At 42.2% G+C, this 18,881-nt stretch carries 17 protein-coding genes and 1 riboswitch; of the genes, 11 read left to right on the top strand and 6 right to left on the bottom strand.

Annotated elements, in window-relative coordinates:
• Positions 1-124: 124 nt before the first annotated feature.
• A complete protein-coding gene (locus tag J9317_RS17880) occupies positions 125-832 on the bottom strand; it encodes a DUF421 domain-containing protein (RefSeq protein WP_211561152.1) in 708 nt (235 codons plus the stop codon).
• 181 nt (positions 833-1,013) lie between these two features.
• On the opposite strand from J9317_RS17880, the gene J9317_RS17875 reads away from it, so the two are divergent.
• From J9317_RS17875 to J9317_RS17850, 7 genes are all read left to right on the top strand, one after another.
• On the top strand, positions 1,014-1,565 hold the full coding sequence (locus J9317_RS17875) for an STM3941 family protein (RefSeq protein WP_211561144.1): 552 nt from the start codon (positions 1,014-1,016) through the stop codon (positions 1,563-1,565).
• A 396-nt stretch (positions 1,566-1,961) separates the two neighbouring features.
• Positions 1,962-3,656 (top strand): choice-of-anchor I family protein, encoded by a 1,695-nt coding sequence (locus tag J9317_RS17870; RefSeq protein WP_249292227.1) that lies wholly within the window; start codon positions 1,962-1,964, stop codon positions 3,654-3,656.
• 196 nt (positions 3,657-3,852) lie between these two features.
• Positions 3,853-5,223 carry an MATE family efflux transporter gene (locus J9317_RS17865; RefSeq protein ID WP_211561142.1) on the top strand — a complete coding sequence of 457 codons (1,371 nt, stop codon included), beginning with the start codon at positions 3,853-3,855 and terminating at the stop codon, positions 5,221-5,223.
• A 201-nt stretch (positions 5,224-5,424) separates the two neighbouring features.
• On the top strand, positions 5,425-5,919 hold the full coding sequence (locus tag J9317_RS20950; RefSeq protein ID WP_347880539.1) for a LacI family DNA-binding transcriptional regulator: 495 nt from the start codon (positions 5,425-5,427) through the stop codon (positions 5,917-5,919).
• Positions 5,916-6,416 (top strand): substrate-binding domain-containing protein, encoded by a 501-nt coding sequence (locus tag J9317_RS20945; protein ID WP_347880568.1) that lies wholly within the window; start codon positions 5,916-5,918, stop codon positions 6,414-6,416. The genes J9317_RS20950 and J9317_RS20945 overlap by 4 nt, the downstream gene beginning before the upstream one ends.
• A 288-nt stretch (positions 6,417-6,704) precedes the next feature.
• Complete coding sequence (locus J9317_RS17855) at positions 6,705-7,328, top strand: DUF47 domain-containing protein (protein WP_211561140.1); 624 nt, start codon at positions 6,705-6,707, stop codon at positions 7,326-7,328.
• 16 nt (positions 7,329-7,344) lie between these two features.
• Positions 7,345-8,349, top strand: a complete 1,005-nt coding sequence (locus J9317_RS17850) for an inorganic phosphate transporter (RefSeq protein ID WP_211561138.1) — start codon at positions 7,345-7,347, stop codon at positions 8,347-8,349.
• A gap of 167 nt (positions 8,350-8,516) precedes the next feature.
• Here the strand turns inward: J9317_RS17850 and J9317_RS17845 are convergent, their stop codons facing one another.
• The 4 genes from J9317_RS17845 to J9317_RS17830 form a co-directional block, all read right to left on the bottom strand.
• On the bottom strand, positions 8,517-9,341 hold the full coding sequence (locus tag J9317_RS17845; RefSeq protein WP_211561136.1) for a carbohydrate ABC transporter permease: 825 nt from the start codon (positions 9,339-9,341) through the stop codon (positions 8,517-8,519).
• Positions 9,341-10,201 (bottom strand): carbohydrate ABC transporter permease, encoded by an 861-nt coding sequence (locus J9317_RS17840; protein WP_211562488.1) that lies wholly within the window; start codon positions 10,199-10,201, stop codon positions 9,341-9,343. Before J9317_RS17840 ends, J9317_RS17845 begins: the two co-directional genes overlap by 1 nt.
• An 80-nt stretch (positions 10,202-10,281) precedes the next feature.
• The gene (locus J9317_RS17835; protein ID WP_211561134.1) at positions 10,282-11,565 is read right to left on the bottom strand and encodes an ABC transporter substrate-binding protein; all 1,284 of its coding nucleotides are present in this window, start codon (positions 11,563-11,565) and stop codon (positions 10,282-10,284) included.
• 772 nt (positions 11,566-12,337) lie between these two features.
• Positions 12,338-15,040, bottom strand: coding sequence for a M14 family metallopeptidase (locus J9317_RS17830; protein ID WP_211561132.1), 2,703 nt, complete (start codon positions 15,038-15,040; stop codon positions 12,338-12,340).
• 311 nt (positions 15,041-15,351) lie between these two features.
• Between J9317_RS17830 and J9317_RS17825 the strand changes: the two genes are divergently transcribed.
• From J9317_RS17825 to J9317_RS17815, 3 genes are all read left to right on the top strand, one after another.
• Positions 15,352-15,504: a hypothetical protein gene (locus tag J9317_RS17825; RefSeq protein WP_211561131.1), complete on the top strand. Its 153-nt coding sequence runs from the start codon at positions 15,352-15,354 to the stop codon at positions 15,502-15,504.
• 63 nt (positions 15,505-15,567) lie between these two features.
• Positions 15,568-16,320: a VOC family protein gene (locus J9317_RS17820; RefSeq protein ID WP_211561130.1), complete on the top strand. Its 753-nt coding sequence runs from the start codon at positions 15,568-15,570 to the stop codon at positions 16,318-16,320.
• A 70-nt stretch (positions 16,321-16,390) separates the two neighbouring features.
• A complete protein-coding gene (locus tag J9317_RS17815) occupies positions 16,391-16,957 on the top strand; it encodes a biotin transporter BioY (RefSeq protein WP_211562486.1) in 567 nt (188 codons plus the stop codon).
• Between the two features lie 3 nt (positions 16,958-16,960).
• Here the strand turns inward: J9317_RS17815 and J9317_RS17810 are convergent, their stop codons facing one another.
• Positions 16,961-17,737: an alpha/beta hydrolase gene (locus J9317_RS17810; RefSeq protein WP_211561123.1), complete on the bottom strand. Its 777-nt coding sequence runs from the start codon at positions 17,735-17,737 to the stop codon at positions 16,961-16,963.
• Positions 17,738-17,844: 107 nt separating this feature from the next.
• A riboswitch (SAM riboswitch) is annotated at positions 17,845-17,948 on the bottom strand.
• 134 nt (positions 17,949-18,082) lie between these two features.
• On the opposite strand from J9317_RS17810, the gene J9317_RS17805 reads away from it, so the two are divergent.
• Entirely contained in the window at positions 18,083-18,664 is a 582-nt protein-coding gene (locus J9317_RS17805; RefSeq protein WP_211561121.1) for a histidine phosphatase family protein, read from the top strand.
• Positions 18,665-18,881: the final 217 nt, after the last annotated feature.

Raw genomic sequence — 18,881 nt, 5'->3', positions numbered from 1 at the left:
GACCATCGTCAACTCTCTATTTTAATGAATATGTTATTCTGAATTATCCACCATCTCGGCTGTCATTGGCCATTAATTTTAATGTCTTGTGGAGGATTTTCGGAAAATATTTCTTTGTAATTTTCTAATTATCCTCACCGGGCTGATAATAAAACGGGTCATGTTTATGTTCTTTGACGGTCTTCGTGTCAATATGAAGATTTCCGTCGCTTTGATAGGTGGCTAAAAGTACGTTTTCAATTGCGCCTCCTTTATGGCTGATTTTTTTATCCAGCCACTCCCGATCATGCTGAAGGTATTTTAAATTATGATCAAGAACTTGTCCGTCCATGATGAGAGGAATGGGGATAAATTCCCGGCCGACATTTAATTTTAGATCCTTTGGGTTGACAGGACGATAGTCGGCTTTTGGAATGACGCTGATTTCTCCTGAATCCTCCATCAGGGCAATCGCAATGTTTTTCGTTTCGGTAATACCTTTTATTCGAAGCTGGGCCAGTAATTCATCAATTGGCACCCGGACCTTTTTAAGCGCTTTTCTGTCAATTTCCCCATTGCGGATTAAAACCGTTGGACTTTCATACAAAATCCATCGCAACTTGTTATGAAGAGACAGTTTCATAAAGATTTTATAAAAAATCGCCAGAAGGAGTGTGTAAAGAACTGCCATCCACACATGATCTTTTTGTAAGGGCTGGCTAATAATGTTTCCCAATATGAGAATATAAAGCAAATCAAAGCTGTGCATTTGCGATACCGCTTTTTTTCCGGTCACCCTTAGCACAAAGTACCCTGCGAGAAAAATAATGATGGACCTGTATAAGACATCCATTTGTTTTGACTCCGATCCCTTTCGAATTTAGCATTATTAGTAATGCGTCCTAATAGAGAATTCATACTTGACAGCAAATAAAAGGGAAATAGGCGATATTAGGAGATTAAAATATAATAAAACAGGGAAAGAACAAATGGAATATTTTTACGAAAATGACTATTGGCGGGAGATTTATTAGATGAACAGAGTAGAGATTCATGAAAACAAATCAAAGCTTTGGCTATTATTTATCCTATTGGCGTTGATTGAGGTCAGCTTTTTAATCCCAATTGCTTTATATTTTCTGGGTCCGGCGGGTTCAATCGATTTAACGCTGTTTTTGCTTTCTATAGCAATTGTTCTAACAGTCGGATGGGCACTCAGCAAATGCCTGGCAAGAATTCTATGCAAGTCACCCTATTTGATTTTTGAAAGAGAATTTATCACAATATTTCCGGTCCCTCAGCAGCCAATGAAGATCTTGATCAGGGATATTGATGGTGTGATTCCCTATGTTCTGCAAAATCAAAGGTATATAGGAGTCTTGCTGAAAAACGAGGAAGAACGGCTTGAAAATGTTTCTCCCCGGGTGAAGAGAATCGCTAAAATCAGTAAGAGTGCCGGTTTTCCTGCTTTTAATATTCACTTGAATTATATCGCCAGGGAGGACCTTCAGGCTGTTATGGAACGTTTTGAAGCAATCGGTATGCCTCTTGGTGAAGAGACCGCTAAAAGCAGATCGCAATTTTAACTATTTTTCTCAGGAAGTATTTTTAGGATCCTGATTGCTTTTCTTAATATCTGGCTTTAAGCTCTCTTCTGCTGCTTTTTTGCACAATGCGGGAAGTTCCTGGTAAGGTGCACCTTGTACCCATGGAGGCTGGAAATGGCATGATGATTCACTCGCCGAATTCTGAAAGAACAGTTGAAATGATTTCGGTAGATACAAAAGGGTATGCAGAGAAATGTGCAGGTGCCCGGAGATATGTAAATTGATTAATTGGGATGCCTTTCCACGGCATCCTTTTTTTGTGAGTGTCATCTTTCATTTACATAACCTTAACTTGTCTGTATAGGAACATCCATACTTCTTCCTTACACTATTTTACATAGAGCATCAGTAAGCTAATCTTAAGGGGGAATTTAGTTGAAATTCGCGAAACCGTTAGCAGCAGCTGTAATGACTGGGGCCATACTCGTTCCGTCCTTTTCTGCAGGGGCAGCAAATTCACATAAATTGGAGCAAAAGATCGATCTTTCGAAGATTGCCGGCTACAGCACAGGAGCAACAAGTGAAGAGGGCGGAGTTGCAGAAATCATTAAATACAATCCGGATAATAAAAAGTTTTACTTAATAAATGGAAAAACTCAAACGATCGACATAGTCAGCCTTAAAGGACTGAAAGCAAATGGTGAGCAGCAGCTTGAAAAGGAATCATCCATTGATGTCGGGAAAGCAGTAAACTCTGAATCATTTGCGTATGGAGATATTACAAGTGTTGACGTCAATACAGAGAAAAAAGTCGTTGTGGCCGCTGTTCAGGAAAAGGATTATAGGAAAGCGGGCAAAATCGTTGTCATGGATTACAGCGGCAAGATCTTGAAAACCTTTGATACAGGCGTTCAGCCGGACATGATTAAAATGAGCAAGGACGGCTCATCCATTTTAACTGCGGATGAAGGCGAACCAAGAGCCGGGCTTGAAAAAGGGACAGATCCACAAGGCTCTGTAACAGTTGTTGATTACAAAACCGGAAAAACGAAGCACATGAAATTCGATAATTCAAAGGTCATTGATAAAGATGTTCACATCCGCAACAAGGAAGGCGGAGCGGCTGCGGATCTGGAGCCTGAATACATGGCCCTTTCCGATGACGGCAGCAAAGCATACGTAACCCTTCAAGAGAACAACGCCATTGCAACTGTTGATGTGGAGAAAGGGAAAATCCTGTCAGTGAAATCCCTTGGATACAAGGATCATTCCGTAAAAGGAAATGAGCTGGATGCTGCAAAAGACGGCAAAATCAATATGGAAAACCTCCCAATCCTGGGTTCTTATATGCCGGATTCCATTTCTCAGGTTCAGATTGACGGGACAAGCTATTTGATTACTGGAAATGAAGGCGATGCTACAGAATGGGAAGAATTCGAAAATGTGAAAGACTTTAAAGATGTGAAGGATAATATCTCCTTGGACAGCAAGCTGTTTAAGGGCATGTCCAAAAAGGAAGCAAAGGAAAAGCTTGGGGAAATGAAGAAGAATCCGGCTTATGACAAGCTTGAAGTGCTGACAGACAGAGGAAATGACGCCATCTACACACTGGGAGGCCGCTCATTTTCGATTTGGAAAGCTGACACAATGGAGCTTGTGTATGACAGTGGAAGCGAGTTTGAGAAAATAACAGCTGAACGTTTCCCTAAAAACTTTAACGGGTCTAACGATGATATTGAATTGGACAAACGCAGCGTAAAGAAAGGTCCTGAGCCGGAGGATGTAAAAATCGGCAAAGCTGATGGAAAAGTTTATGCATTCATCGGACTTGAGCGAATCGGCGGAATTATGACCTATGATATTTCAAAGCCGAAAAAAGCGAAGTTTGCAAACTACCTCAACACCCGCAGCTTTGAAGATGGTATTGCAGGTGACGTATCTCCGGAAGGACTTGATTTCATTCCTGCCGAAGCAAGCCCAACGAAGCGCCCGCTTGTTCTCGCAGGCCATGAAGTGAGCGGAACTGTAGCAGTAAACCAGTTAGAAAAAGAAACAAAAAAATCCAAGCTCAATGAAGCGTCCGTTTTTGCCGGGCTTGAAAAGCTCCTTAAAGATGTATTGAAAAATTAATAGTAAGAATCGAGAAAGGCGGAATCCGGATCGGATTCCGTTTTTTATCTTTTAATGGGATGCCATGCAGGCGATTGGATTAAAACCTTATGTATGGAAATTGTAAAATTCATGAAAAGAGTGTGCCGGACTAGAGAGATCTGTGGTACGATACTCTTTGTTTATATTTCCATTTTTTCAGTAAGAAGGTGACAGCATGGATCACTCACAAACAGTAAAAAAGCCAGCGAAGGAATTAAATTTATTCCTGCTCACATGGCCCATTTTTCTTGAAGTTTTTTTATTTATGCTAATGGGAATTGCCGATACATTTATGCTGAGCGCTATTTCAGATGATGCGGTATCCGGGGTTGGCGCTGCTAATCAGTTTTTGCATATTGCCATTCTTATTTTGGAAGTCATCGGGAACGGAGCGTCCATTGTTGTCGCTCAGTATCTTGGGTCGAAAAGATTGCAGGAGGCCGCGAAAATTTCAGCACTTGCCGTCGTTTTGAACCTGGCAGCGGGACTTGTAATCAGCGCATGCTTCCTCTTGTTTAGCAGCACAATGCTCCAATCATTAAATCTCCAAGGGGAAGTTTTAGCCAACGCGCAAGGGTATCTCCATATTGTTGGCGGAGCGATTTTTCTGCAAGCTATTATTAACTCTCTTGCAGCGATTATCCGCGTCCACGGTTTCACGAAAGAGGCAATGTTCGTTTCACTTGGTATGAACATTATTCATATAGCAGGAAACTACCTGCTGATATTCGGTCATTTCGGCTTTCCTGAGCTTGGGGTTCAGGGAGCGGCAGTTTCATCCATCGTCAGCCGCTTTGCGGCCTTGGTTGTCTTCTTCTGGCTTTTATATCGGATTATGGAAGTTCGAATTAACATACAGGACTATCTATCCTTTTCAAAAGAGTATGTCTTTAAAATATTGAAAATCGGTATTCCTTCGGCTTTTGAGCAGGTGATGTATCAAGCGTGCCAAATTGTCTTTCTTTTTTACGCCACTTTCCTGGGACCGGCCTCGCTGGCTGCACGGCAATATGCGTCCAATCTATCGATGTTTATCTTCCTGTTTGCAATTGCAATCGGGATGGGGACAGCGATTATGGTCGGCAGGTATGTAGGCGGAGGGCAAAATCAGGTTGCTTACGGGCAGGTCTGGAGAAGCGTGAAATGGGCAGGAGCAGTGACCCTTGGCATGGTTGGGGTGATTATTCTTCTTCGGTATCCGCTCATGGAAATGTTCACGGATAATAAGGAAATAATCGAACTTGGAGCAAATGTCCTTTTGCTAAGTGTTGTGCTTGAAACGGGAAGAACCATCAATATTGTCCTCATTAACTCGTTGAGAGCCGCAGGAGATGCTCAATTCCCGGTTTGGATGGGAATGATCTCAATGGTAGGAATAAGCGTCCCTCTCGGCTATTTCTTAGTTTTTCATCTGGATATGGGACTCGCAGGAATATGGCTTGCCATAGCAGCAGATGAATGGACACGCGGTGTCATCATGTTCTTCCGCTGGAAGAGCCGGAAATGGGAGAAATTCGCGCTCGTTAAGCAGTCTGGCGCAGCCTAGCACCATCAAAACCGCTCTCTCGTAGAGTGGTTTTTTATATACAGGTAAAAAGGGAGAACTATCTTTTGGCTGAATGTTGAAAATATTCTTTCGGGAACCCGAATTATTATTGTTATTCCCTTGGGTTTCGTATAAAATTATTTTGAAAACGATTTCAAAAATCGATTTCATAGCAAGAGGGCAAGGATAGGGGGGACTTGATTGGCCACTATTACAGATGTTGCAAATCTGGCAGGTTTATCACGGTCAACTGTTTCAAGGGTGTTGAACAACTTTCCTTACGTTTCAGAGGAAAAGAAGAGATTAGTAGAGGAAGCCATGAAACAGCTGAATTACTATCCCAACTCTTCCGCTCAGACATTAAGGAGTCAAAAAACAGATACCATCGCTGTATTCATTCCGATGCTGACTAACCCTTTTTTCTCTTATTTACTCGAGGGAATTGATACCGTTGCAACTGAAAATGGTTTTCGTTTGCTCGTTTGCCAGACCAGGTATGACAAAAATACGGAAAAGCAATTTTTTAATTTAGTCATGTCAAAGCAAGTGGATGGAATTATTCTTACTTCTATTGAAAACTCATGGGATATTATTCAGGATTATACGTCATACGGACCAGTTGTTATGTGCAACGAGTATGACCATGCTTCAAAAACGCCAAATGTGCGTCTTGACCAGGTTTACGGGGGTACATAGGGACGAGACATCTGATAGAAAAAGGCCATAAAAGAATCGCATTCTGCCAGGGGAGCTTTCGAAGCTTCATTTCAATCGAGCGGGAGACCGGTTATAAACTGGCCATGGAAGAAGCGGATCTGCAGATACATGATGATTGGGCGTTTCGGATTGCAGCGGATTATCATGATGGAAAAGAAGTATTGAGAAAGATTGTCTCTATGAAGGACCGGCCTACTGCTATTTTTACTGGAAGTGATCAAGTTGCAGCAGGTATTGTTTTTGAAGCGAGGCTTATGGGCTTGAATGTACCTGAAGATTTAGCTGTTATCGGCTTCGATGATCAGCCGATTGCTGAGATGACCTTTCCGCAATTAACCACAATCCGTCAGCCAGCTTATGAGATGGGGGAAAGAGCCATGAAGCTCATGCTGAATTTGCTGCTTCCAGAAGAGGAATCACCAGAAATGCCGGAGGAGCCCCTTAAACTGGAGATTGTAGAAAGGTGTTCAACTTAAGTACAAGAAAAATGTAAGGGGTTTCATTTGTGTATTTGGTGGAATAACAGAATAGTATGTTATGAACCTGCTTCTTGTATGAAGCGGGTTTTTTAGTAAAAACTAATCAGGGAATGAAAGTGAATTTTTTATTATATCCAACTAATGTTAAAGATGTAAGGGGGTTTATATTACAAGTTTGTAAATGTTGGGGCCTAGCTGTTTCGTGATTCGACAAATTTTTATATAATGCCTAAGGATGCAAAATAAATAGATAAAAATAATTGGCTCCATGGAGGGATAGAGAAAATGGTTTTCTCAAAGAAGAAGGATAAGTTTTCAGATATGCTGACTGACATTGCGGATAACATTAAAGTGGCTTCCGAATATTTTGTCACATACAAGATTTCCAATGCTCATGATTTAAAGGAATTCTTTGAAACGGTAAAAGAGTATGAGAATAAAGGGGATACCCTGGTTCATACGATCATTAAAGAATTAAACCAAGCATTCATTACTCCAATTGAGCGGGAGGATATTCTTCAACTCGCTATGATCCTCGACGACGTAATCGATGGCTTTGAACAAGCGGCCGCTCTTTTCGAGATGTACTCTGTCACCCAGCCTACTGATCATATGAGAAAATTCGTTACCCTGCTGAATGAAGCGGTAATTGAAATCTCCATTGCTATAGATTTGCTATCAGAACGCAAGCTTGAACTAGTCCGCGAACGTGCCATCCGGATTAAAGAAATTGAATCAAATTGCGATAATTTGCTTCGTACTTCCGTGAAAAACCTGTTTGCTGTGGAAAAAGAAAATCCGATAAAAATTATCCAGCACAAAGAGATATTCGAAACGCTGGAAGAAATCGCTGATAGCTGCCAGGGCGTTGCCAACACACTCGAAACCATTATCATGAAAAACGCGTAAGGGCTGATTACTGATTATGGAAATGACACTGATTATCACCATACTTATTGTCATCGGAGCACTGGCTTTTGATTTTATCAACGGATTTCATGATACAGCAAATTCAATTGCAACATCCGTTTCCACGAAAGCATTAAAACCGCGTCATGCCATTATTCTGGCAGCGGTCATGAACTTTCTAGGGGCGATTACGTTTACAGGTGTAGCAAAGACAATCACGAAAGACATCGTTGACCCCTTCACACTTGCTAATGGATCACTGGTTATCCTGGCCGCACTAATCGCTGCCATAACATGGAACCTTATCACTTGGTATTACGGTATTCCAAGCAGTTCGTCTCATGCTTTAATCGGTTCAATAGCCGGAGCTGTTATCGCAGCTGCTGGATTCAGTGCTCTGAACTGGGCTGGATTCATTAAAATTATTCAAGGTCTTTTAATTTCCCCGATTCTTGCATTTGTGATTGGGTATATCATTTACAGCATTTTTAAGATTGTTTTTAAACGTAATCACCAGCTGACGAAAACGAATAACCGTTTCCGCAGGATCCAGATAGCGACGGCGGCGCTTCAAGCCTATTCACACGGTACGAACGATGCCCAAAAAGCTATGGGAATCATTACGCTTGCCCTTATTGCGAATGGATTCCATACAGACCCGGACCAAATCCCTTTTTGGGTACAGCTTTCCTGTGCAATTGCAATGGGAATCGGTACTTCTGTAGGGGGCTGGAAGATTATTAAAACCGTTGGCGGAAAGATCATGAAAATCCGCCCTGTTAATGGAGTAGCAGCAGATGTTACATCTGCAGCGATTATCTTCGGAGCGACCTTCATTCATCTTCCGGTAAGTACGACTCACGTGATTTCCTCCTCCATTCTTGGTGTTGGATCCGCACACCGGGTGAAGGGCGTAAAATGGGGAACAGCTAAAACGATGCTCATTACATGGGTGATCACACTGCCTATTTCTGCGCTGCTTGCAGGAATTCTCTATTTGCTTCTGAATCTGGTATTTTAATAATTGCGCTGTTCTTTTGCCACTGTTGATTAGAGCGGCCAGAGAGAGCCAAAATAATATGTGTAAACCCCCTGAAAAAGGGGGTTTTTATTTGATCATTTCTTCGCAGCCGGCCGAACTGAAAAAACAGGCATCCGCAGATGAGGATGCCTGTTTTTGATGGTTATTTATTTCACTGCTCCATCGGAAACCCCTTTGATAATTTGTCTTTGCGCAAAGAAGTACGCAATGATAACCGGGATAATTGAGATGGTTAAACCTGCAAGGGCAAGGTGCCACTGCTTCGTATATTGACCGAAGAACAAAAACAGCTTCAAAGGAATCGTATCCGTTCCATCGCCGCTGATTACAAGTGACGGAAGAAGGAAGTCGTTCCAAATCCAGATTACATTTAAAATACCTACCGTAACTGAAATTGGTTTTAATAAAGGGAAGATGATATGCCAGAAAACCTGTAATTTATTGCAGCCATCAATCGTTGCCGCTTCATCAAGCGATTTCGAAATTCCTTTGAGCGCTCCATGATAAAGGAAGATGGAGAGACTGCATCCAAATCCGATATACATAAAGATCAGCCCGTAGAAATTCAATGCAGATGCTTTACCGAACAAAGCCACAAGCGGAACCATGACAGCTTGGAATGGAATCAGCATTGCCGCGATGAAGACGAAAAAGATGATTCCGCTCAGCTTGCTGTTGTTGCGGGAGAGAGCATATGCTGCCATGGAAGAAAAGAAAATAATAAACGCTACGCTCAGACCTGTTATCAGGATTGAGTTGAAAAACGTCTGCAGAAAGCTAAGCTCTTCAAATGCTTGTTTAAAGTTATCAAGCACAAGCACCTCCGGCAGCTTGGTTGTGTTGGTGAAAATTTCACGCTTCGTTTTAAACGCATTGACAATCATCAAATAGAATGGAGAGAGCCAGAGAAGCGCTAATAAAATTCCTGCAATCTCAAGGGTCCACCTGACAGCTGATTTTCTTTTCTTCATTACAGCTCGACCTCCTTCTTCTTGTTGATATAAACCTGTGTTAAGGATATCGCTGCAATAATAATGAAGAAGATAATGGCTTTAGCTTGGGCAGATGCCATTTGGTTAACCTGGAAGGCTGTATTAACAATATCCATTGATACGGCCTGTGTAGAATTGTAAGGCCCCCCGTTTGTAAGGGCTAAGTTCTGGTCATATACTTTAAACGAGTGGGATAGGGTCAAGAACAAGCTGACCGTAAATGCAGGTGCCACCAAAGGGAAGGTAATGCTGCGGAATCTTTGGAATGAATTGGCTCCATCGATTTCTGCAGCTTCCAGCAAATCCTGCGGCACATTTTCAAGGTATGCAACATAAATGATCATGATATAGCCGGCCATTTGCCAGCTTGTCAAAATAACCATGCCCCAGAATCCTGTGGTGGAATCAGATAGCCAGCCTTGCATCCATTCAATGCCTGTGGCCCGTCCAATCGCATCGAAAACTTTAGTGAAAACAAACTGCCAAATGAAACCAAGGATCAGTCCGCCAATGAGATTCGGCATAAAGAATATTGTCCGAAGTAAATTCTTTGATTTAATATAAGAGGTAACAAGCATTGCGAGGCCGAGACCGATAAGATTCACGATAATGACGGTAGCAACTGAGAACTTAAAGGTGAACCAGAGTGAATTCAGGAAATCTTTATCCGAAAAAAGATTAAGATAGTTTTCCATTCCGATAAATTGGGCTTCGTTTACTCCATCCCAATCGGTAAAAGAATAGTATACGCCGTATATAAGGGGAACGATGATGACGATGCCGAGAGCTAGTAAAACCGGTGCCAGAAATACCCAAAACATTACATCTTTATTTTTCATCATGGCTGAACCTCATTTCAATCTGAATTATGTAAAGAAAAAGATAACAAAGATCTTGTTATCTTTTTCTTTTCTAGCTTTTATTTACGTGCGTTCGACCATTTTGACTGCATTTCTTTCACAAGATCATCCCATGAAGATTTTCCTGCCAGGTACTTTTGCACTTCAGCACCGAACATATCGCTCCAATCAAGAGGGAAGTTCTGGAATACCCAAGTTGTAGTGTTTCCATCCTGTGTATACTTGTAAATTTCTTTAGACAGTGGATCAGCGATTTTGCTTGAATCATATTCTTCATAGGCAGGGATAAACTTAAATTCTGATAGAACAGCTTCCTTACCTGTGTCGGAAGTATACATCCAATCCAGGAAGTCGCGAGCCGCTTTTTGCTGTTTCTCATCTGCTTTTTTGTTTACAACGTAGTAACTAGGTACACCTACAGGCATTTTTGCTTCGCCGTTTAACGGGATTGGAATAATGCCAATGCCTTTTTCCGCTAGCTCAGGATCCATTTGTTCAACGGTTGGATAAACCCAGTTACCTTGCTGGATCATAGCTACGCGTCCGGTAGAAAACAATTCTTCAACCTGCTGGGAGTAATCCAGGTTGATTACCGGCTGTGCAGAATATTTATTCTGAAGATCGATGTACTCCTTAAATGCAGCGCTGTTTTTTAATGGTACATCTTTTGCTTCGTAGGTTGCTTTAGGATCGTATTTGAAATCATCGCCGACAAATACGTTCGCAGCATGGTTTCCTTGAACCCATTTTTCTTTTGCAGCCAGTGCAAATACCGCATCAAGCTTTAACTTGTCTTTTTGGCTATCAAGTGTTTCTGCAGCCTTTTTCAAATCTTCCATGGACTTAATAGAAGCCGGATCAATCCCTGCGTCTTTAAAAATCTTCTTATTATAGATAATTCCGTATCCTTCAAGATTAACAGGAAGTCCTACGATTTCGTCACCTTGCTTAACGTTATCAAGGGCCCCTTCAACCGCTAAATCAGCTGCTTTCGTGTCTTTAAGATCTGAAAGACGATCACGGTACTGATCGATGTCTGTTTGGCCGGATACTGTAAAGATTGTAGGTTCTTCCCCTGAAGCAAGCTTCGTTTTCAATGTTCCTGCGTAGTCATTACCGCCGCCTACCGTTTGTACCTTAATGCTTACATCCGGATGCTCTTCTTCATATTTCTTAGCCAAATCTTCAAATTGAGTTTTAAATTCCACTTTACCCTGGAAAATATTAAGGGTGACGTCGCCTTTATTGCTTGAAGAACTGGTTTTGTCTCCTCCGCCAGTAGAACAGCCTGCAAGACCTAAAATTAATGCAGATGATAGCAGCAGTGTCTTTTTATTTAACATGTTCATTTCTCCCCCTAAGTTTTTAAAAATGTATTCCCCGATATTAAGTTTGCATCCAGCCTTGGTTTCTTTGCCATGTGCATATGTATCATGATCACTGCTGACCCCTGAACACATAAATACGGCTTGTCCTTAGAAGCTAATTGCGCCTTTCCTCGTAAAAGCAGATAAACCAATGTAGATTTTTACGGACGCAAACACCCCTCCTTGCAATCAAACTTAGTGATGCTTTGCAGATCTGTCCTTCAGCCATACAAAACATAGACTAATAGATTCGTGCATAACGGATGACAGAATGCAGCATTTCCAGCGCTTTTTGATAGCGCTTTCTTTTTATCTTGAGATGATTATAACTTAATATGGTATCGTTTTCAATAAAATTTCAAAAAAATGAAATAAAATAAAAAAAGGTCTAAATACCACTATGTAAACACAGGCTTTTTTCCTGATTTAATTGTTTAAAACGCAGTTGAAAGAATGCTAGAAAGAGGGGCATTTTAATAACATTTGTATTCTTCAGCTTCCCTGTTGATTCCCGCTTCAAGTGCTTATCTTAGGATGGCTCGGTTGTTTTCCACCTGATCGGCGGTGAGCCTTCTGAGTATAGTGCCTGCAGGGTTTCACCTTTTCCGCTGCTACCTTAGGAGTCTCGCACCTCCCTCTTCTATCAACCTACCAATTGTTGTCTATAGACCTTATTTAAGAACAAGAATCTTTTTAGAAAGGAGCCAAAAAAAAAGCAAACGGTTTTGGACCGTCTGCCTTTAAGATTTTATTTCATCGCCGCATAAATAGAATTTGCAAGCAATCGATAGCTATACTGCGGGTGTGCTTTATTGGTTATGTCGTTTGCAAATAAGGTGATATTTCCCTTCGTGAAGGCAATGGTTTGGCCTTGCAGAACTTCATGCTTCGGCCACCATCCGCTAATGAAAAAGTTGGGTTGATTAGCAACTTTTGCAAGAATCGCTGCATCTTTTGGAACAGCTTTAATGTAGGAGCCTGTGGCGATATATAATTTTTCTTTTTTCGCATATCCGCTTGTCATCATCTGGCCTGCTGATACATCTGTCCACAAAAGTCCTTCATGGGATGCTCGGGAACCGGTGGTGGTGGAGTAATCAAATCCCGGCAGCAGATTCTCTTTCTCTGCAAAGTTCAGTGAGCTGCTTCCGATTCCGATATATGGCTTGCCGGTTTGGATAAGCGCCTTGGCTGCGAGTCCTGCATCATCCACTACAACATCGGCTTCGTTTTCACTTTTGGCAATTTCAAATCCCAGTTCTTTTAGTACATATTTCGAAGCGGCCGATCCGGTGCTGAATACTTTAGGCTGCTTGAGTACTTTCGTTTTGCCTTTTTTATCATAAGACATGAGATCCAGGTAATAGCTGTCTTTAACCAATCCCAATTCCTTGCCGGATATCACATAATCTCCTGCTGCATAGCCCTTGCCTCCTGCCGTCAGCTGCTGAACGGGAGCCTTCATTCTGAGAAGCTTGTTCACGGCTTTTACGGCTTCGTTGCTGGAATTCTTAACGACGTAGCTGTCCGCTTTTTCCTTTACCTCCGTCTTTGGAGCCGTCACTTTTTTCACCGGCTGCAGTCCTTTTGCAAAGGCATTTGCAGAGCGGACTTCCATTCGGGTGAACCCGCGGAGGTCATGGAAGCTGTTAACCACTTCAGCGTACATTTCTTCCCAATCTGATAAATCCTCTCCATCATAAAGGACGGCATTGACGAATCCGCGTTTTGCCTGTTTCATATCAATGACATAAGAGCCCTTTGGATACGTTTGTTTTCCGGCCTTAATCGTTTTGGATGATTGGCTGACCTTGATGCCATTGCGAATCAAATAGTCGGCCATTTTATGTGCTTCAAGTACGTTCTTTTGAAGCTTCTTATCTACAGGGATGACATAGTAATCCGGGAAAAAACTTTTATTTCCTTTGCGGTCGCGTCCGATTTCTTCACCTTCCGGATTGACAAACCATTTGTCTGTAGCCCGGTCGTCCTTGCCCAATATGCCGCGCTCGTAAATATCAAGCTGATTCCTAAATAGCTCCTGTTTGTTTTCAGATACATATTTGGCTGCCCCTAAACCAGCATTTACGAGAGCTTTGTAGGATTCCGCATTAAGGTCAGGAATCTCAACCGTATGTCCCATTGCTCCATGGAACATAGAGAAGGTGGAGGTGTAAGAAGGTGTGGCATCATCGAATTTGTTCGGCCAATCCTTTAAGGGGATCAGGTAGCTATCATATTTTGTATTGGCGATTCCCGCTTTTCCCATCTGTTCTGCCTGTTCGACCATACCATCCATAAGCAGGTCATATTCATAATTTTGATTATGAGGAGGAGTACAAGGTTCAATAACAAACTCATCGTAAAATCCATGGAAATCAAGCAGGGATACCGGAAGCCATTTTGAAAGGCCTTTTGCGAGATTTTGAGTTTCGATTTGCGTTTGGTACGTATTGTCACGGTTTAAATCAAATCCGTTTGCATTTTGACGGGTATTGTATACGCGCCCATCCGGATTTTGCGTGAAGTTGAAAAGAAAAATGACATTGTCGAGAGCTTTGTCGATATTGATACTCGTTTCCTTCTCCCGGCCCTGGTTGTCGGCCGTTTTAAAGGATTTGCTCTTTTCTGTGGCAAAAATGCGGTACAGCTCTACAATGGCGTCCACTCCCGGTGACTCGTCTGGGTGGATATTGTTGATCCAGATGGGCACTTTATAATTCTTCAGCTGGCCATTTGCCATTTTTTTCTTCAATTCTGCTGGATTTTCAAGTTTTTGCTGGGCGATTTGATTTAAATATTGATCAACAGAGGCTTTATCCTTTGCGAGAACCATAAAGTGCATCGGTCTTCCTTCAGATGAAGACCCGAGCGTTTGATAAGAAACATAGCGGCCGTTGATGGCTTCCTTGCTGATTTTATCGATGGCAGGCTTAATTTCATCCCATTTTAAATATTCATCATAGACGTTCAATTTAAGAGGAACGTTCGCGGCTTGTCCCTTTGCAGGATCTTTTACGGCTAATTCATAGGTTCCGATTAAGGCAGGGTAAAGCGTGCGAAGACTTCTTGGGGAGACATCCTCTGTTCCGTAGAGGAGGCTGAACTTCAGTTTCGCTTTAATCTTGGTTGTTCCATCTATGTAGGCAGGCGGTTCTGAAAACGTAATGTAAGGTGAACCGGAGTATTTCTTTGCAGAAGGATCCCATTGCTTCCACTGATCAAGAGGCTTTCCGCCAAAGGTCCATTGCAGCTTGCTTAAGTCTGCCGAATAACCCAGATCGGCGGTAACTTCAATCTCTCTTTCTTCCGTCATGGAGATGAGGGACTGGCTTGCTTTCATAGTTGCTGCTGACACAGACTCACTTGTTGTTATTGCCTGAACCGGGGCGAAACCAAATGTGAAAAACACCATCATTGCCATTAAAATAGACAAGCTCTTTTTACCCATAGTTCCCCTTCCTTTCTATGTATCTATCAAAAAATTACAATACAAGAAAAGATTATCACAGGTTGAGCAAGAGAAAAAGAGAAAAATGAATTAATATTAGTTATTTTGCATACATTTATAGATTTAATGTGATTTTATAAAGATTAATTTATATAAACATGTATTATTATTCATATTCATGTGTCGGAAAAGAAGTGAATCGCTCGTTTTTTGTTCCTTTTTGTCTGATGTATTTTGGGTGGAAAGTAACCTCCGAACGAACATAACCACTCCCCCCTTGACATACACTTGTACCTAAAAGGGGGAGAACGATGATTGAATTTCTTTTAGCTGCAGCGGGTCTTTTATTTATTGGGCTAACGGCAAGCTTGCTCAAGGATCGGTGGGGAATGGAGTACCGCGGGAAAAGCTCCTGGGAACTGCTAATTAAGGAGGAGCGCCAAACGGATAACTATAGAGATTAGCTGCTTTCTTGTTATTTCTCCCAAATCCCTCTACTATAAAACTAAATAATGGGAGGGATGCAGATGAAGCTCGATCATATCGTTCATTATGTAAAACAGCCGCCCGTTCAAGCGGGAGCTGAATTTCAATTGCTCGGTTTTCATACAGTTCCCGGGGGAAGCCATGAGAATTGGGGAACAGCAAACAGTTTAAGCTATTTTAGTCTCGCGTATCTTGAATTTCTGGCAATTGAGGATAAAGACAAGGCTGAAAAATCGGACAACCCGCTCATTCAAATGTGTGCCCGCCAGGAAAATGAAAGCCTTTGTCAAATGGCCATTCGAACCAATGAGATGGATGTGTTAGCTGAAAAATTGAAGGGTGCAGGGCTTACGGTGAAAGGTCCTTTTTCAGGAAGCCGGACTAGGGCTGACGGGACCAAAATCTCCTGGAGGATGCTTTTCGCCGAACAGCCGGAATCAGAATTTCCTCTGCCGTTTTTCATCGAATGGGGCGAGTCGGATGAAGTTAGAAAAGAGGATTTAATTCGGACGGGAGCACTTGCGCCTCACCCAAATGGAATAAAAATGATCCGTGAAGTCATCTACCTCTCTGAAAATCCTGAGAAGGCGGCTTCTCAATGGTCGGAGTGGCTTCAGCTGGAGAAAGATGAAAAAGAGGGTGAAGACGTGAAAATATCGTTGGGAGACACGTTCGTAAGCTTTAGAAAATCAGAATGTCATCATGAAAAAGGGATTTACGCGGTTTCTTTCTATGAAAAAAATAATAGGGAGCCCCGTGAGAAAATGTGGCATGGCGGAACCTATATTCTGTAAAACCTTTTACAGAAATCGATTCCTTATGTTAACTTTAAGTTTATAAAGGTTAACAAAGGGGAAGAGAATGATGCAAAAACAAAGGGAAAAGCTCCGCATGCTTATTTTATCTGGAATGTTTGCGGCAATCACAGCTGTATTTGCACAAATTGAAATTCCGCTTCCAATCGTTCCGATTAGCGGACAGACATTAGCAGTAGGAATTGCGGCTACTATTCTCGGCAGCCGGTATGGGGCCTTGGCTATGGCTGTATATGCTGGTCTTGGAATGATTGGCCTGCCTGTCTTTGCGGAGGCGAAAGGCGGTCTTCACATATTGGCGGGGCCAACCGGGGGATACATAATCGGATTCATTGCGGCGGCGTTTTTAACAGGATATTTCCTTGAAAAAACAAAGTTTACGCTCATGTTTGCGCTCGCCGCAAACACGATTGGGATGCTGGTTACATTGCTCTTCGGAACGGTGTGGCTAAAAATCGTCTTAGGTTTGCCGTGGGACAAGGCACTTGCTGTTGGTGTCTGGCCATTTGTAGCAGTTGGCCTCATAAAAGCGGCGCTGGCGAGCTGGATTGGAATTGCTGTAAGAAGACGGCTTATTCAAGCGAAGCTGCTTAATCAAAAGGTTCAAGCAGCCTAGAATTCAGGCGTTCATGCTCTTCCTATTAGCAGGAAGGGCTGTTTTTTGTATGGAAAAAAATTGATTGGCTTCTCTTACGATCAAATCCTGGTCAAAATCCATGGAGGCTACATGATAAGAATTTGGAAGGCTAATCACCTTTTTTCTGTTGGCGGAAATGGACTCCATAATCTTTTCAGAACAGGCGGCAGGAACAACATGATCCTCCGGAGAACAGAATACAACGACTGGACACGTGACTTCTGCAAGCTTGACTTTTGCTTCATTCATAGCTTTTCTCAGCTCGGAAATGGCTTTAACAGGTATTTTTTCATAAGCGATTTCCTCCACAGACGGATCCTTTATATCTGGCCGTCCTTCTTTAATGAAACCTGTATCTCCCACAATCTTTTCATACTCTGGAACTTCAAGTGCTGCATTAATAAGACCTATTCCATCGATTTGCGTGAATTGGCTGGCAAGCTTAATCGTCAGGCTGCCGCCCATGGATTGTCCGATAACAAATACTTTTTTAAATCGGCTTCTTAATTTTAAATAAGCAGTTTCCAAGGAGCGGTACCAGTCTTGAACCGAGCAAAGCTCCATATCGGACGGACATGTACCATGTCCGGCAAGCCTGGGAGCATAAACAGAATAGCCCAATGAGGCAAATTTTTCTCCCAGCGATTCCATACTCTGAGGGGTGCCGTTGAAGCCATGGCACAAAAGAATGGCCTGTTCAGAACTCTTATGAATGGAAAAGGACTGAGCGCCAGTCATTACTCTTTTCAGTTCTTTCATAACTGCCTTCCTCCTTAAAACAATAGACTCTGTTTGATAGCTTTGAAACAGCCAAATAAAAAAACCTTCTTTGGCATTGGCTGCTAAGAAAGTTTACGGTCAACATTTCTTTATCGGCCAAAGCATCGCGCTTTGCTGGTAGGAGCACCTTTCCAAATGGAGGTTGCTGTGAAGTCATAGAGCCAGTTCTCTCGTTCACTCTTGATAATTTAATTAATCCTATATAATTACTTGGTTTTAAGTATATTATCATGGCCTATGTAATGTGTCAATGGAGACTTGTCCATCAGAACGCGATAAAATAGTCTATAACACTAAGAAATTTAAAGAATGGAAGTGGAATAATTGACTAAGTTGGGGATTGTCAGACATGGCATCACGGAATGGAATATAGAGGGAAGAGCGCAGGGCAGCTCCGATATTCCGCTTCATGAACAAGGGCTTAAAGAAGCGGAAATGCTGGCAGAACGTCTTAAGGGGGAAGATTGGGATCTCCTTTATTCGAGTCCGCTGCTACGTGCAAAACAAACGGCAGATTTCATCAGTAAGAAGCATGGAGGATTAGAGGTGTTAACAGATGAACGCATCCGGGAAACTGGAGGCGGAGAAATTGAAGGAACAACAGAAGCTGAACGTTTGGACAAATGGGGAACTGGCTGGAGAGAACTTGACCTGGGCAGAGAGCAGTCCAGGCAAGTGACAAAAAGAGGGGTAGAATTTGTTGAAGAGATCCTAAAGAAGCATCCCGGAAAGAACATTCTAATGGTGACCCATGGTTCATTTATCAGGCATCTTCTTCAGGAACTAACGCCGGTGAATGAAGAACGTGAGCCATTAAAAAATACCTCGATCACGCATCTTCTAATAGAAGACTCAAAGTGGTCATGCGGCCTTTATAATTGCACAAAACATCTGGAAATCAAATAAATGGCCAGCTCATTACTCGAGCTTTAATGAGTGGCAGGCTTTTTTTATCTCTTTTTCTTGTTGTTCATATGACTTCCTAGTGCCCCGCCAAATAGCGCTATTCCGATAGCAATCCATATTTCTAATGGCATTATTAGACGCCTCCTTCTTTTTCTTACCTTAAGGTTAATCTGATTTTCAATTAAAATTTTCAATCAAAAGATGGAGTGACTTAAGT

The sequence above is a fragment of the Metabacillus flavus genome (genome assembly GCF_018283675.1).
Classification (GTDB): domain Bacteria; phylum Bacillota; class Bacilli; order Bacillales; family Bacillaceae; genus Metabacillus_B; species Metabacillus_B flavus.
Note: the sequence above shows the minus strand (reverse complement) of the source record. Positions and strands in the feature narration are given on the sequence as shown.

Excerpts from the sequence above, each read along its gene's own strand:
- J9317_RS17840 (WP_211562488.1), bottom strand. The coding sequence starts at position 10,201 with ATGAAAAATAAAGATGTAATGTTTTGGGTATTTCTGGCACCGGTTTTA.
- J9317_RS17825 (WP_211561131.1), top strand. The coding sequence starts at position 15,352 with ATGATTGAATTTCTTTTAGCTGCAGCGGGTCTTTTATTTATTGGGCTA.
- J9317_RS17855 (WP_211561140.1), top strand. The coding sequence starts at position 6,705 with ATGGTTTTCTCAAAGAAGAAGGATAAGTTTTCAGATATGCTGACTGAC.
- J9317_RS17875 (WP_211561144.1), top strand. The coding sequence starts at position 1,014 with ATGAACAGAGTAGAGATTCATGAAAACAAATCAAAGCTTTGGCTATTA.
- J9317_RS17815 (WP_211562486.1), top strand. The coding sequence starts at position 16,391 with ATGCAAAAACAAAGGGAAAAGCTCCGCATGCTTATTTTATCTGGAATG.
- J9317_RS17845 (WP_211561136.1), bottom strand. The coding sequence starts at position 9,341 with ATGAAGAAAAGAAAATCAGCTGTCAGGTGGACCCTTGAGATTGCAGGA.
- J9317_RS17835 (WP_211561134.1), bottom strand. The coding sequence starts at position 11,565 with ATGTTAAATAAAAAGACACTGCTGCTATCATCTGCATTAATTTTAGGT.
- J9317_RS17830 (WP_211561132.1), bottom strand. The coding sequence starts at position 15,040 with ATGGGTAAAAAGAGCTTGTCTATTTTAATGGCAATGATGGTGTTTTTC.
- J9317_RS17880 (WP_211561152.1), bottom strand. The coding sequence starts at position 832 with ATGGATGTCTTATACAGGTCCATCATTATTTTTCTCGCAGGGTACTTT.
- J9317_RS17850 (WP_211561138.1), top strand. The coding sequence starts at position 7,345 with ATGGAAATGACACTGATTATCACCATACTTATTGTCATCGGAGCACTG.
- J9317_RS17865 (WP_211561142.1), top strand. The coding sequence starts at position 3,853 with ATGGATCACTCACAAACAGTAAAAAAGCCAGCGAAGGAATTAAATTTA.
- J9317_RS17820 (WP_211561130.1), top strand. The coding sequence starts at position 15,568 with ATGAAGCTCGATCATATCGTTCATTATGTAAAACAGCCGCCCGTTCAA.
- J9317_RS17810 (WP_211561123.1), bottom strand. The coding sequence starts at position 17,737 with ATGAAAGAACTGAAAAGAGTAATGACTGGCGCTCAGTCCTTTTCCATT.